The sequence below is a fragment of the Elizabethkingia sp. YR214 genome, from assembly GCF_003058195.1.
Taxonomy (GTDB): domain Bacteria; phylum Bacteroidota; class Bacteroidia; order Flavobacteriales; family Weeksellaceae; genus Elizabethkingia.
In genome coordinates this window covers 164,485-179,229 of sequence record NZ_QBUH01000005.1, presented here as the reverse complement: position 1 = coordinate 179,229, position 14,745 = coordinate 164,485, and the positions used below count along the sequence as shown (strand labels likewise).

The 14,745-nt window shown below is 37.0% G+C and carries 14 protein-coding genes; 4 read left to right on the top strand and 10 right to left on the bottom strand.

The features are described 5' to 3' along the window. Positions 1–25 precede the first annotated feature (25 nt). From C8J95_RS11550 to C8J95_RS11525, 6 genes are all read right to left on the bottom strand, one after another. Positions 26–505, bottom strand: a complete 480-nt coding sequence (locus tag C8J95_RS11550) for an SgcJ/EcaC family oxidoreductase (protein WP_107808473.1) — start codon at positions 503–505, stop codon at positions 26–28. A gap of 14 nt (positions 506–519) precedes the next feature. Beyond that, positions 520–1,179, bottom strand: a complete 660-nt coding sequence (locus C8J95_RS11545; protein WP_107808472.1) for an NADPH-dependent F420 reductase — start codon at positions 1,177–1,179, stop codon at positions 520–522. A 117-nt stretch (positions 1,180–1,296) separates the two neighbouring features. After that, on the bottom strand, positions 1,297–1,872 hold the full coding sequence (locus tag C8J95_RS11540; protein ID WP_107808471.1) for a Crp/Fnr family transcriptional regulator: 576 nt from the start codon (positions 1,870–1,872) through the stop codon (positions 1,297–1,299). A 5-nt stretch (positions 1,873–1,877) separates the two neighbouring features. Continuing rightward, entirely contained in the window at positions 1,878–2,444 is a 567-nt protein-coding gene (locus C8J95_RS11535; RefSeq protein ID WP_107808470.1) for a cysteine hydrolase family protein, read from the bottom strand. Between the two features lie 30 nt (positions 2,445–2,474). Further along, the gene (locus tag C8J95_RS11530; protein WP_107808469.1) at positions 2,475–3,188 is read right to left on the bottom strand and encodes a DUF2071 domain-containing protein; all 714 of its coding nucleotides are present in this window, start codon (positions 3,186–3,188) and stop codon (positions 2,475–2,477) included. A 26-nt stretch (positions 3,189–3,214) separates the two neighbouring features. After that, entirely contained in the window at positions 3,215–3,916 is a 702-nt protein-coding gene (locus C8J95_RS11525) for a hypothetical protein (RefSeq protein WP_107808468.1), read from the bottom strand. A gap of 135 nt (positions 3,917–4,051) precedes the next feature. Between C8J95_RS11525 and C8J95_RS11520 the strand changes: the two genes are divergently transcribed. Then, on the top strand, positions 4,052–6,370 hold the full coding sequence (locus C8J95_RS11520; RefSeq protein ID WP_107808467.1) for an ATP-dependent helicase: 2,319 nt from the start codon (positions 4,052–4,054) through the stop codon (positions 6,368–6,370). Between the two features lie 52 nt (positions 6,371–6,422). Here the strand turns inward: C8J95_RS11520 and C8J95_RS11515 are convergent, their stop codons facing one another. Beyond that, positions 6,423–7,763: a M28 family metallopeptidase gene (locus tag C8J95_RS11515; RefSeq protein ID WP_107808466.1), complete on the bottom strand. Its 1,341-nt coding sequence runs from the start codon at positions 7,761–7,763 to the stop codon at positions 6,423–6,425. A 232-nt stretch (positions 7,764–7,995) separates the two neighbouring features. Here C8J95_RS11515 and C8J95_RS11510 point away from each other — a divergent pair, with 232 nt between their 5' ends. Both C8J95_RS11510 and C8J95_RS11505 read left to right on the top strand, forming a co-directional pair. Beyond that, positions 7,996–8,484: a MarR family winged helix-turn-helix transcriptional regulator gene (locus tag C8J95_RS11510; protein ID WP_107808465.1), complete on the top strand. Its 489-nt coding sequence runs from the start codon at positions 7,996–7,998 to the stop codon at positions 8,482–8,484. Continuing rightward, positions 8,481–9,248: a hypothetical protein gene (locus C8J95_RS11505; protein ID WP_107808464.1), complete on the top strand. Its 768-nt coding sequence runs from the start codon at positions 8,481–8,483 to the stop codon at positions 9,246–9,248. Before C8J95_RS11510 ends, C8J95_RS11505 begins: the two co-directional genes overlap by 4 nt. 57 nt (positions 9,249–9,305) lie before the next feature. Here C8J95_RS11505 and C8J95_RS11500 read toward each other — a convergent pair whose 3' ends face one another. The 3 genes from C8J95_RS11500 to C8J95_RS11490 all read right to left on the bottom strand — a co-directional run bounded on the left by C8J95_RS11500 (position 9,306) and on the right by C8J95_RS11490 (position 11,727). Then, entirely contained in the window at positions 9,306–10,463 is a 1,158-nt protein-coding gene (locus tag C8J95_RS11500; protein WP_107808463.1) for a glycoside hydrolase family 27 protein, read from the bottom strand. 120 nt (positions 10,464–10,583) lie between these two features. Continuing rightward, positions 10,584–10,967 (bottom strand): DUF3037 domain-containing protein, encoded by a 384-nt coding sequence (locus tag C8J95_RS11495; RefSeq protein WP_034869100.1) that lies wholly within the window; start codon positions 10,965–10,967, stop codon positions 10,584–10,586. Beyond that, complete coding sequence (locus C8J95_RS11490; RefSeq protein ID WP_107808462.1) at positions 10,954–11,727, bottom strand: HipA family kinase; 774 nt, start codon at positions 11,725–11,727, stop codon at positions 10,954–10,956. The genes C8J95_RS11495 and C8J95_RS11490 overlap by 14 nt, the downstream gene beginning before the upstream one ends. A 199-nt stretch (positions 11,728–11,926) precedes the next feature. Between C8J95_RS11490 and polA the strand changes: the two genes are divergently transcribed. Further along, on the top strand, positions 11,927–14,743 hold the full coding sequence (gene polA, locus C8J95_RS11485) for a DNA polymerase I (RefSeq protein WP_107808461.1): 2,817 nt from the start codon (positions 11,927–11,929) through the stop codon (positions 14,741–14,743). The last annotated feature ends 2 nt before the right edge of the window (positions 14,744–14,745 follow it).

Below are 14,745 nucleotides of genomic sequence, written 5' to 3'. Positions count from 1 at the left end.
CTATTGTTATAGCACAGTTGATAGTCTACTTCGATTTGTTAAACATGTATCTGGATATCTTCCATTCTCCATTTTCTTTTTTTAGGAGAAAAAACTCTCTGTTTTCCTCAGGTAGTGTCTGATTAGTGGCATTTATTGTTACATTTCCTTTTGAAGATGTGCGTACAAATGCCCAATCTCCATTAATCAAAACTTCCTCAATATTAAACTTTACATTTAGTTGTATTGTCTTAAAAATATTGGTGTATGATGCTTTCAATTGTTCTGCCCCTGTTGCAGTAGGAAGTGTAGTAGGCATAAATATTCCGTCGTGCATGTATACTTTTAAAACTTTGTTTACATCAGCTGTATTTAATGCTTCTCCATAAGTATATAATACTTCTTCAATAGATGCTTTTTCTGTTGAATTTTCCATATTGATTGGGCTTTTACTAGTTGTTTGCTTTTCTGTTTTATTCTGACATGATATTACCGATAATAGCAAGGCTATAACTAAAATTTTCATATGGTCTATTTTAGTTATGAGATAGTTACCAGATCTTTTGCTTCTTCTAATGTAACGGTTTTTCCAAGTGCCCCGAATTCATGAAGATCTCCAAATACTTCAATCCGTATAGACTGATCAATACCTCCAATATGAAAAGGTGCAAAGCCACTTGCTGTTAACAGCTCTTCTATAATGTTGTTAATATTGGTATTATCTGAAGCATAGAAAAGAACTTTTCTTTCAGGAGTACTAAAGGCAGCATTCACTAATGTGGCAGCTCCCAATGTACCAAATGCTTTTACCAAAATAGCGTTTGAGGGTATTAATTCTGAAAGAATTTTTCCGGCAGATTGATTCTGATCAATAATCTTCTTGAATCCTCCATTATCATCCGGAGCAATTGGATTAGAAACATCTATGATAATTTTTCCCTGAAGCTCCGTAGCATAAGTTTTAAGAAATTCTTTTATTTTGTCATAATAAATTGTAGGAATAATAACATCAGCCTGTTTAATGGCTTCTGTTATTTCCTTTGCAAGTGCTAGATCACTCAACTGAAGCGAAAATTCTTGTGCTTTACTAAGTTCTCTGGAGGCAATAATTACCGGATGATTACCCTTTGTTAAATTAGTAGCAACGGCTTTCCCGATGTTACCTAAGCCAATAATGGCTACTTTTGTTACTGTGTTCATCTTATTTATATTTTGAAAATTATATGTCAAAACTGACAATACAAAGCTATAATGAATGAACAGTGGAAGCCTATAAACTAAATTAAGAAATAGGCTTAATATAGATTAAGGGTAGACTTATTTTCGAACTCTTTCATTTCTTATTTTACTTAGAAACTCAGGTGTTATTCCTAGATAAGAGGCGATCTGTGTATTTGGTATTCTGTTGGCAAGATGAGGATACTGCTTCAGGAAGTCCTCATACCGTTCATAAGCTGTGGCACTAAAAGTGAGGAGTAATCTGTTTTGAAGCTCAATATATTTATTTTCAATAATCACACGAAAGTTACGGTCGAATTTCGGGAAGTTTGTATATAAATACCATAAATCTCCTTTGGAAATTTGTAGAATCGTAGAAGGCTCCATAGCTTCTATAAATAATTTTGAAGGCTTCTCTTTGTGAAGGCTATCGATATCCGAAATCCAGTCATCTTCTGCAGCGAAAGTCAGATTGTGCTCTGTACCAGAATTATCTACTCCGTACATCTTGAAGCAGCCTTCCAGAATATAAGTGAAATATTTACAGGTATCTCCTTCCTGCAAAATAAATTGTCGACGCTTTACTTTTTTTTCAATCAAGCGATTGTTTAAAGCGTTTATTTCTTTTTCATTTAAAGGTAAATATTTATCGAAATGTTTAATAATACTATTCATGCAGCTTATAATTCATTCAATAATTTATCAGAACTCCATACTGTAGCAAATTCGTCATTCAGATTGGCAAGAGCTGTTAAATGGATTAATTCTGAATCATATTTTTCACTGTTGATTCCTGTTCTATTGAAGGTTGCAGTAGCATCGGATATTACATAAGTTTCATATCCATAGTTACCAGCCATTCTTGTTGTAGTAGATACACAATGGTTGGTAGTAATACCTGCAATCACCAGCGTATTTATTCCCGCTTTGTCCAGTCTTTCTTTCAGATTCGTTCCTATAAAAGCACTGTTTACTTCTTTTGTAATAACAGGTTCATTATCTATAGGCATAACATATTCATTGAACTCGAACCCTGGATTTGATTCATGTAATTTTGAATTAGGATTTACAGAACTATGTCGGATATGGAATATGGGAAGATTCAGTTCCCGCCATTTGTTCAGGATTGTACTACTTATCTCTTCGGCATTTTTATTATTTCTGTTGCCTCCCCAGTATTCTTCTTCCAGAAATCCTTTTTGAATATCGATTAAAATAAGAGCTGGTTTCTTTTCCCGTAATTTCATGTAATAATTTTAAGTAGATTTTATTTACAGTCAATGGTTAATTAATGGAAGAGATTTCCATTCATGTTCTATGTTCTCCATCAGAAGTGCGTTATCAAATTGTATTGTTCCCTCCGGGAAAATGTTTCTGTCCTCAAAAAAACTTGATCTAATATTTATGACTTCCAAAGGTTTTACTTCCCATTTATAGGTTTCCAGTTTTAAACCTTCAAAATCATTGCCATTAGGAGAGTAGCCTGCAGAGCCCTTTTTAAAAAAGTCAGAGACATTATCAATAGTTTTAAAAATAGAATCTTTATTCAGTTTGTCCGATAATTTTGCATCTATTTCAATAGTTGTATGATCAGAGCTTACAAAGTCTAAATGATAATGATTGTCCTTTTCATCGACATTAAATTTGGCCAGATAATGCTTTCCGGGAAATATTTTTCCACCGATAAGAGAGTTTAACCTAAGCGAGGTATCTCTGCGTGGAATATAAACACCTTCCTTAGTTACATTATCTTCCTCCCATTCCACAGCAATTCGGTGAGCTCCATTTTCCGAATTTACTCCTATAATATTGGGAAACCCTTTAGGCTTTATGTTTTTTAATCTTATTAAGCAGATTCCAACTATAGCTTTCCCGTTATATAGCTTAGGTCTGAAAGGTTTTGGTAGTATTTTGTGTACGTACTCCGGATCAGCAGTATAATTTGCGAGAATTCTTCTTTCTATAATGCCGTGAATAGTTGGTATTTTCATTCAGAATAAAATTAAAATTTATGGGGTTAGAATAAACTCTGTATAAAACTTTTAGCTTCTATGTATTCGATATGGCAGCTTTGCGGGATTTCGGTACCAGTTTCATCAAAGAAATGTATAATAAGAAATTGCATTAGATTCTGCGGATGCTCCTGTCGCTTTTTAAAACTGTATTTTTTCTTCTGATCCAGCGGTTGTATTTTTAGTATTTGCTCAGTGACCTGAAAGGTACTGTGTTCCATATCGGTATCAATATTTTTCCATTCAGCACTGAATTGTACAGCATTTTTAGGAAAGACAACAAATTCCAGACGATGTTTCTCAGGATCAAAAGAAATAGCTGATGCATCGTGTTCATTCCATTGAAATCCTTTCATTAAGGCTAATCCTTCGTTATTCAATAATCCTTTTTCAGTAGTTTTCTTACCTGGCTGAGATTCCGGATCATGTTTCATAATATCATATAGTAATTTAGCAACCCGGCGGTGGATATTTTTATCCTGTATATTTTTCAGTTCATTTTCCAGAGCCGTCCGTAAAAGTTTTCCCATGCGGGAACATCTTCCGAATTCCGAGGCATTCTGGGTAACTTTACTGTATTTGGGATCATTTTTAAGATCACCTTTTTTGAAACCACCTGCCCGGCGGATTACCAGTTTACCATTCATATGGTAGAAAGAATAGCCTTCTTTCATGGCTTCACGGATAAGGTCTCTGTTAATTTCCATATCTGCTGTTTTTACAAATGTATATATTTTTTCAGTATAGATATAGTATAGAGATATTTACGAATTAATTTTACCGAATTCCAACTGCCAAAACTTTTCCTTAAATTTGTATTCCTAAAAAATTGTAGAGACAGAATGGATTATCTGAAAGGACTTAATGAATCACAGTATGAAGCGGTAACAACTATCCAGGGACCTTTGATGGTGCTGGCGGGAGCGGGCTCCGGCAAAACCCGGGTACTGACAATGCGTATCGCCCATCTGATACAAAATGGTGTAGATCCTTTCAATATTCTGGCACTAACCTTTACCAACAAAGCAGCACGTGAAATGAAAGAGCGTATTGCAAGGGTAGTAGGGGATAGCGATGCTAAAAGTATATGGATGGGAACATTTCACTCCATATTTGCCAGAATACTTCGTATGGAAGCTCATTATCTGGGATTTCCGTCCAATTTTACGATTTATGATAGCCAGGATGCACTGAATGTTATTAAAAAAGTGCTGAAAGAGATGTCTATCGATTCAGATTTGTATAAACCTAAAAAAGTATTGAGTAGAATTTCTCAATATAAAAACAATCTGATTACAGTAAATGCCTATTTCAATAATCCGGAACTGATGGAAGCTGATGAAATGGCTAATATGAAGCTGCTAGGTGAGATATACCGTAAGTATGTTGAAACATGCTACAAATCCGGAGCAATGGATTTTGATGATTTGTTGTTACGTACCAACGAGCTTCTAACCAGGTTCCCGGAAGTACTGGCAAAATACCAAGATAGATTCCGTTACATTTTGGTAGATGAGTACCAGGATACCAACCACTCCCAGTATCTTATTGTAAAAGCATTGGCTTCTAAATTTGAGAATTTGTGCGTGGTAGGAGATGATGCACAGTCAATCTATGCATTCCGTGGGGCGAATATCTACAACATTCTGAACTTTAAAAAAGATTATCCGGATGCGGTTACTGTTTCCCTGGAACAGAATTATCGTTCTACACAGAATATTGTAAATGCTGCAAATGATGTTATTGCTAAAAATCAGCAGCAGTTTAAGAAAAATGTTTTCAGTGAAAACGAACCGGGAGATAAAATACAGGTTTACCGAAGTCTCTCCGATGCAGATGAAGCTAACTTCGTTGCTGCACAGATCTTGGAAAACAGTATGCGAAATCAGCGTAAATACAGTGATTTTGCAATTCTATATAGAACCAACTCTCAGACTCGTGCATTTGAAGATGCATTGAGAAGAAAGAACATTCCGTATAAAGTATATGGTGGACTTTCATTCTACCAGAGAAAAGAAATCAAGGATTTAATAGCTTATTTAAGACTTCTGGTTAATGAAAACGATCAGGAAGCTTTGCTTCGTATTATCAATTATCCAACAAGAGGTATCGGTGAAACGACGCAGAATAAACTAATTGTTACTGCTGATCAGCTGAATATTTCGATGGCTGAACTGCTGAATAACCTTCAGATGTATGGGCCACAGACAGGGTTTAATGCAGGTACACTCAATAAGCTTTCAGAATTCTGGAATATGATCAAAGCCTTTCAGGTAATGATGAAGACAGAGACCGTTTATCAGGTGGCTATGGATGTTGCACAGAAGAGTGGACTACTAAAGCTACTAAAGGACGACCAGACTCCTGAAGGTGTTTCCCGTATGGAGAATATTCAGGAATTAATGAACTCCTTACAAGGATTTATTGAGGAACAACAGCAATTAGAAGACGGTGATCCCGGACTTTCTAATTTCCTTGAAAATATTGCACTTTCTACAGATACTCAGGATAAGGACGATGACAACAATAAAGTCTCTTTAATGACCATTCACTTGTCAAAAGGTCTGGAATTCCCTGTAGTACATATTGTAGGTCTGGAAGAGAATCTTTTTCCGTCGTTTATGAGTGCTAACACCCGAGAAGAGTTGGAAGAAGAAAGACGTTTGTTTTATGTAGCGCTTACAAGAGCTGAAAAACAGGCTATATTCTCGTATGCAGTTTCCCGTTTTCAGTGGGGTAAAATTACAGATTCCGAACCAAGCCGTTTCTTAAGCGAAGTAGATACAATGTATCTGGACTTCCTTAATCCGGCAACTGATACACGATTCAGAAATTCTTCAGGACTTACCTCTAGTCTTTTTGATGATGCACCACCTCCACGCCTGGTGAAGAAAGATACTCCGAAGAAGTTAACGCCTTCTCCGGCTTTAACACCTAAAAACCTGAAACCTGTAGCTTCTGCTCAAATTAACAATCCATCTGGTGGAACTACAGATCATATTGAAGTAGGGGATATGGTACGACATGACCGTTTTGGAGTGGGGGAAGTTGTTTTCCTGGACGGAACGGATCCGCAGAATATAAAAGCAAAAGTACTATTCCAGCATGAGGGTGAGAAAAACCTGATCCTGAAGTTCGCAAAGCTGACGAAAATTTCCTAAGGGAATTTAGAGATAAAAAATAGCCTGTCACATCAAATCTGACAGGCTATTTTTATTTTACACCAGGAATAACGATCAAGCTTTCGTTGCCGGTGCTGTTTACTGCCTGAACGGCAAAGAAGTAATTGTCTTTAGAGGAAGGTAATTTTACAGACATGTCCTTTGTGAAAATTTTCTTTTGCCATACTGGAGAATCTGTTTCACGTATTAAGACATAATATCCGGTTACTTCACCCGATTTAGGCTTCTCCCAGGAAAGAGAAGTATAATTGGTGAGTTCTTTTACTTCCATTTTTACATTTTCAGGTTTTGACGGTGATTTTGCCAGATTGGCTAATACAGAAACGTTTACTCCTACATTCTTTTTGAAATAATCGAAATCAATAAACTCGGGTAAATCTCCATATTGTTTTCCGTTTTCTTTGCGGATATCCTGATGCTGATGGTCGAAGTTTTCATTATACTCAGTAAGCCTTACAGCGGAATAGCCTCTTTCTACAAAGGGAGAGTGATCACCTCCTCTTAGAAATCTGTCATTTCTGTATATAAGTTTCACCTGTAGATTATCTACATAGCGTTCCGCCGTTTCTTTTATATATCTTGCCAATTGTCGGGCATCGCCGTCATTTTCCAAACCAAGGCTTCTGATTTTCTGAGCCTTTTTATCCAGCTCGTATTGCGGTAAGCCCTCAGAAAATACTCTCAACTGGTGTGCATTAATCAGATTGGTTTCGCTGGTCAGGTTATTAGAAATCATATCATTATTCAGAAGTGCTTCGAGCTGCCAGTTTTCATTTTTAGCCTTTTCAGCCATCATTTTAGATCCCAATAAGCCTTGTTCTTCTCCTGAAAAAGCGACAAATACTATAGTTGCGGGGAATTTGGATTTACTCAGAATTCGTGCACTTTCTATTACTGCTGCTGTACCACTGCCATCATCATTGGCCCCCGGAGCATTGTCTTTTGCGTTCATTACATCGCTAACACGTGAATCCAAATGCCCGCTAATCATAAAAATCCGCTTGTCATTGGGATCTGTACCACGCAGAATAGCAACAGGATTTCCTAAATCTGTTGGTTTATCAATCCTTTTGCCGTCTGGTTGTATCATCTGATTTTGTAGAAATACTTCCATTCTGCCATCTGTATTCTTTGCATAATCTTTAAACTTTCTCAGAACCCAGTTTCTGGCAGCACCAATTCCTCTCTTGGGATCTGTTACAGAACTCATGGTATGTCGAGTTCCGAAACCTACCAGCTTATTGATATGAGACTTTAGAGAATCTGTACTTACCTGTGAGACGTAATTGGCAATTTCGGCATCTTTAGAAATAACCTGTTGGGCAGAAAATGCAGCAGGAACAAAAATAATGGAGAGTATTAGTTTTTTCATGATCAGATATTAGCAAATTGGATAGTATCGGGTAGAAGTATAGAATATATACTTCATAAAGAAACTTTACAAAGAAAAATAAATTTTCACATATAAACTATATGTTCTGCTAGGATATAAAGAAAATCATTAAAAGCCTTAAGGATAATAATTTGCATTTTTACTAAAATATAAAGTTAACTATATAGTTGACTTTATATTTTTATTATATTTGTTATAAATAATACAGAGAATGGATTTTATTAAAACATTAGGATATAAGGCATTCGACAGCAGACTTAAGAGAATTAGTGACCGGATGTCGCATGATGTAAGGAAACTATACAAAGAAATTGACATAGATATAGAGCCTAACTGGTATCTTATTTTTATGTTACTACAGAATAAAGGAGAGATCTCAATTGCAGATATTGCAGAATCTTTAGGTTATTCGCATCCGTCAGTAGTTGTTATTGTAAAAAAAATGTCAGAAAAGGATTTTTTGCATATCCAAAAAGATAAGGATGATAAACGGAAACAACTGGTATCCTTATCACCCAAAGCAACTGAAATATTACCCGAATTAGAACTAATCTGGCAAAGCTGCGAAAGTGCGATCTTAAATCTTCTTTCAGATGACTTGGGTATTTTCTCTTATCTGGATGCTGTAGATGCAGAGCTAAAAGCTAATTCCTTTTATAACAGATTTAAACAAGAATATCAAAAATCACTAAACACATGAGAACATTTATTTTTTTAGCCACATTGTTATGTGCTAATATATTGCTGGTTTCTGCCACGCCAACCAAAATCATGATAAGAGCAAAAGCCAGAGATGCAAAATTTATCGGAAGTTCGCTTGGAGGTGCTTACATTATTGTAAGGGATAAGACAAGCCAGAAAATACTTGCCGAAGGAAAGACTACAGGCGGGACGGGAAATACAGATTTAATAATGAAAAATACCAAAGCAAGAGGAGCCTCTATTACCGATGCCCAGACCGCAGGGTTTACAGCAAACATCGATATTAGCGAACCTACTTTTGTAACGGTAGAAGTAATTTCTCCATTTAACAACAAACAGGCTCAGGCAAAGGTAAGCACCGAATTATGGGTAATCCCCGGAAAAGATATTTTAGGCGACGGGATTATATTGGAAATTCCGGGATACATTATCGATATACTAAAGCCCAGAACACATCAGTATATACCGTTGAAAACAATAAAAGATAAACCGTTTCAGTTCCAGGCAAATATTGTAATGATGTGTGGGTGTGTTATTGATAAAGGTGGCGTTTGGGACTCTGAAGAGATTGAAGTAAAAGGCATCTTAAAAAAAGACGGGAAATATGTAAAGGATATCAAAATGTCATGGATATCAACAAACCTTTTCGAAGGAGAAGATATGATTAACTCTCCCGGAAATTATGAACTAACGTTGTACGCTTACCATGAAAAGACCGGGAATACCGGAGTAGATAAGGTGAATTATGTGGTTTATGAGTAAATATTTTTATACAAGGGCTTAAAGACAAAACTTTGAGCCCTTATCTTATTAGTTATATTAATCAGTTTTTAGGACAACGATACCATGTTGAGGTATTTTGAAAGTTTGCTGTTCACCATATTTTCCCAGATTTTTGTGAAGCCACAAATCTCTGATTTTCGTATTCTGATTTAATCCCAGTTTGGAAGCGCTTAAAGTGTAACTAATTTCCTGGTTGCCACGATTCATAATCGCTATGGCTTTTTGGCCTTTAGTCAACATCTTTTGCCAAACTTCTATATTTCCATCAGTGATAATATTTTTGGCCTGTTTGAAAGCTGTGTCCTGGTTCAGTGCAATAATTTCTTTATTGGTAAGAATTTCGATAGTAGCTTTGGACATCGACCGAAGATCGTTGCCTGCGAGCAATGGCGAATTTAATAAAGCCCACATGGAAAAATGTGTTTTGTCTTCATCATAACTCATTCCTCGTCCTACCTGAAGCATATCCATATCATTATAATGTCCTGCAGAAGCATAAGGATAAAGATTTTTATTAAGATCTATAATATGCAGAATGGAGGAAAACTTTGCACTAATATCTCCTGAAACTCTCCATGAATCAGCAATTTTAATAGCCCATTCTCCCGGAAACTGCCAACGGCAAACGTTGAAAACAATATCAGGATCGATAGACTTTACTTTATTAATGATCTTGGTGTATTCTTCTTGCTCATTTAGTTTCATTTGTTCGCCACCACACCAATCGACTTTTATAAAATCATATTTCCATTCTTTGAAGAATAAATCAGCATCCTGATTCAAATGACCATATAAACCTACACCAAAACCTTGTTTGTCATTATCCCAAATAGAACCACATGTGTTTTTTCCGGCATCTGAGTAAATTCCGGCCTTTAGTCCTTTACTATGAATATACGCAGCAAGACTCTTCATACCGGACGGGAATTTTTTATTGTCGGTAATAAGGTTCCCTTTTTCATCTCTGCCACCAAAATAACCATCATCTATATTGATGTATCGGTAGCCTGCCGCATATAACCCAGATGAGACCATGGCGTCAGCTTGTTCTTTAATCAATTGTTCATTAATGTTTATGCGGTAATTATTCCAGCTGCTCCATCCCATAACAGGAGGTTTGGCTTTTTGAGAAAAGAGCACAGCACTCGTAAATAATGCCAAAGTGCAGACTGTTTTTCTGATTTGTGTATTCATGTTATTTAGTTTTTAGTAAAAATAGATTTTTTATAAGAAACATTAATGACAGGAGTTAAATAAAAAATCCTTGTCGGATTTTGTACCACGACAAGGATTATAAATATAAAGGTGAATTTCTTACTTCACCAGTTCTTCAAAAAGTTTATCAAAAGTCTTATCCAGATCTTTACTTTTTCCGGGATGTGGGCGCGAGGTCTGAACTACAGCACTTCTTACAGCTGTAAGCCAACGGAAACGTTCCGGGATTTCCAGTAAGGCAATAGGACCTCCATTTTTATCGCCTTTAGCAATATTCTGAAAACTGATCAGATTCTGAGTAATATCTTCATAATCCAGTTTACTGTGCATTAAAGCAAACTTGTCCGGGCAGAGATGAAACTCCACACGAATGTATTTTTCTTTCTTGGAAAACATAACCAGTCCGATGTTGAAAAATTCCTCTCTCTCAACCTTGGGTACTAAGCGTATTACTGCGTATTCGTATATTTTATCCTCTTGCATTTTTAGCTTCGTTTACAAAGATTTCAGAATTTTTTAATCGGGTTTTCAGAAACTGGAAGTAAACTTCTCTTATCTCTTCCGGAGTTTCGTCGGCATCATTCCAGTGTAACCAGTCTTCAGGAATAAGATTTACAATTTCCCTGAAAACATCATCGTTCAGTTTTTCTTTAGCAAACTGATTAGCCTCATCCAGCATAGATGCTTGAGGAAGTAAAACGTGATCTTTTACGTACTTAAATGGTGTTTTGGCTGCAGCATCAAAATTCTGCCAGGAGTGGTGGAAATAAAAAGAAGCACCATTGTCGATTATCCATAGCTCCTTATGCCACATCAATAGATTCGTATTTTTAAATGTACGGTCTATATTAGTGATAAATGCATCCAGCCATACGATTTTAGAAGCCAGAAGCGGATCTATTTTTATAGTAGAATCATAAGCAATAGCACCTGAAAGGAAATGCAGCCCAAGATTGAGGCCTTCACTGGCCTTTAGAAGATCCTGAATTTCTTCGTCACCTTCGCTTCTCCCGAAATCAGCATCCAGATTTACAAATACAAGTTCCGGAATTTTTAATCCCAGTGCCTCTGTTATTTTTCCACCCAGTAATTCAGAAATCAGCATCTTTACTCCATGGCCAGCACCACGGAATTTCAGTACATATTTAAAATCATCATCGGCTTCTGCCAGTGCAGGAAGAGAGCCGCCTTCCCGTAACGGCAGAATATAGCGCATTACAGTAACAGTCCTTATGTCTAACATGATACAAAAATAGTTCTTTTTGGCTTACAGTTGCCAGATTAGAGTCTTGAGTAATGAGCAATAAGCAATGAATCATGTGACAGATTATAAAAAATATTGCTATATCAATTGCTTCATACTCAGAAAACAGGATCCAATGTATCATAGCAAACTAATAACTCTTAACCGAAGACTAGTAACTATTTCTTATCTTTGTTTTATGGATGCAACACAAGACAAAAGGCTCTTTCTTATCGATGCCTACGCAATGATTTTCCGTGGATATTATGCTTTAATCAGAAGTCCGAGATTAACAAGCAAGGGGATGAACACCTCTGCAATCTTTGGATTTACTAATTCATTAATAGAGCTTATAAAAAGAGAAAAGCCAACACATCTTGCTGTTGTATTTGATGTGGGAGGTAAAACCCTGCGTCATGATGACTTTGAAGAATACAAAGCCAATCGTTCCGAAACACCGGAGGCTATTAAAATAGCAGTTCCGTACATCCATCAGATTCTGGAAGCGATGCATATTCCTATTCTCGGGGTAGAAGGTTATGAGGCCGACGATGTTATAGGTACCCTTTCTTATAAGGCCGAGAGTGAAGGCTATAATGTATACATGGTAACACCAGATAAGGATTTTGCCCAGCTGGTTACAGACCGTGTGAAAATATACAAACCCGGAATGAAAGGTGGAGATATCGAAATTCTGGGCGTAGAAGAAGTAAAAGCAAAGTACGATATTCAGGATCCTAAGCAGGTAATTGACTTCCTGGCAATGATGGGGGATAGTGTAGATAATATCCCGGGACTGGAAGGTGTTGGTGAAAAAACAGCTAAAAAGTTCCTTCAGGATTATGGTAGCATAGAAAATCTTTTGGCAAATACAGCTGATTTGAAAGGAAAGCTGAAAGAAAAAGTAGAAGCAAGTGCGGAAAGAGGTATACTCTCCAAAAAATTGGCGACTATTATGATCGATGCTCCAATAGATTTCCATCAGGAGCAATACGACCTGGAAGCACCTGATTTTGAAAAAGTAAAAGAAATATTCGAGGAACTGGAATTCCGTAGATTATACGAAAATATGTACCGTGCTTTTGCTCCGAAAGGAGAACCGGTACAGGCAACAGCTGAAGATACCGTGAAGAAAGTTTCACCACAGGCAGAGCAGCTTAATTTATTCTCAAGTTTTGACGAGCTGGATGCAGCAACCACTTCTAAAAAAGATATTAAAACCAACGACCATTTATATCAGTATGTAGATTCGCCAAAAGCGCTTTCGGTATTGGTGAGAAATCTTTTGGAAAAACCTGCATTAGCCTTCGATACAGAAACTACTTCCTTGAATGAGTTGGAAGTGCAGCTAATTGGCGTTTCTTTCTCTTATAAAAAAGGCTTGGCTTATTATATTCCGATGCCGGAAGATAAGCAGGAAGCGCAAGTTCTTTTGGATATTATGCGTCCGGTTTTCGAGAAAGAAGACCAGATAAAGATAGCGCATAATCTGAAGTTTGACTATAAAGTACTTCACCAACAAGGTGTTGAGGTAAAGGGGAAACTTTTCGATACAATGATAGCTCATTACCTGCTAAGTCCGGACGGACGTCATGGTATGGACTATCTGTCTGAAATGTATCTGGATTATATACCTGTTTCTATTGAAACTCTAATCGGAAAAAAAGGCAAAAAACAAGGCACATTAAGAGATGTGAGCGTAGCTGAGCAAACAGCTTATGCTGCAGAAGATGCTGATGTTACTTTCCAGTTATATGAGTTGTTTGCCCCGCAGTTGAAATCCGAAAATCTGGAAAAACTTTTTACTGATGTAGAAATGCCATTGGTAAATGTTTTAGCACGTATGGAGCTTGCTGGAGTTTCGTTGGATAAAGACTGGCTGGCGCAGGAAAGCATAGATTTGGAAAGCGACCTTAAGAAATTGGAACAGGAAATATTTGAACTTTCCGGTGAGGAGTTTAATATGAACTCTCCACGTCAGTTAGGGGACATTTTGTTTGAAAAAATGCAGCTTGATCCAAAGGCTAAGAAAACCAAAACCGGACAATATGCAACTTCTGAAGATATCCTTCAAAAGCTAGCTTCTAAGCACGAAATCATTAAACATATATTAGAATACCGTCAGTTGCAAAAGCTGAAATCTACCTATGTAGATGCTTTACCTACGCAGATTGATGCCTTTGACAACAGAGTACATACCAATTTCTCACAGACTACTGCTGCTACCGGACGTTTAGCAAGTGTTAATCCAAACTTACAGAATATTCCGATCCGTACACTTCGTGGCCAGCAAATTCGTGGCGCTTTCGTTGCCGGAGAAGGGAAAAAGCTGATCTCTGCCGATTATTCTCAGATAGAGTTGAGACTAATAGCTGAGATAAGTGGTGAGAACAATATGTTGGAGGCCTTTAATCAGGGAGCAGATATCCATGCTTCCACGGCAGCTAAACTATTTAAAATCCCAATTGAAGAAGTATCTAAAATACAAAGAAGCCAGGCAAAGACTGTAAACTTCGGAATTATATATGGTCAGGGAGCTTTTGCTTTGGCAGAGCAAACCGGACTCTCCCGTTCAGAAGCAAAAGCGATGATTGATGCTTATTATGAGACTTATCCGAGACTTCGTGAGTATATGGACGAGCAGGTGAAAAAAGCACGTGATTTAGGTTATGTAGAAACTATTTTAGGCAGAAAACGTCACCTTACCGATATCAATTCCAATAATTTTGTTGTACGTGGACATGCAGAGCGTAATGCTGTAAATGCACCGATACAGGGAAGTGCAGCTGATATTATAAAACTGGCAATGATCAGAATCGATCAACAGTTGGACGAAAAGAAAATGAATACCAAAATGCTGCTTCAGGTACATGATGAATTGGTGTTTGAATCTCCGATAAATGAGATTGAAAAGGCATCAAAGCTTATTAAAACCGAAATGGAAAGTGCATATTCTACAAAGGTGCCGTTGGTGGTAGAAGTAGGAGTGGGAGATAACTGGCTGGAAGCACACTAAGA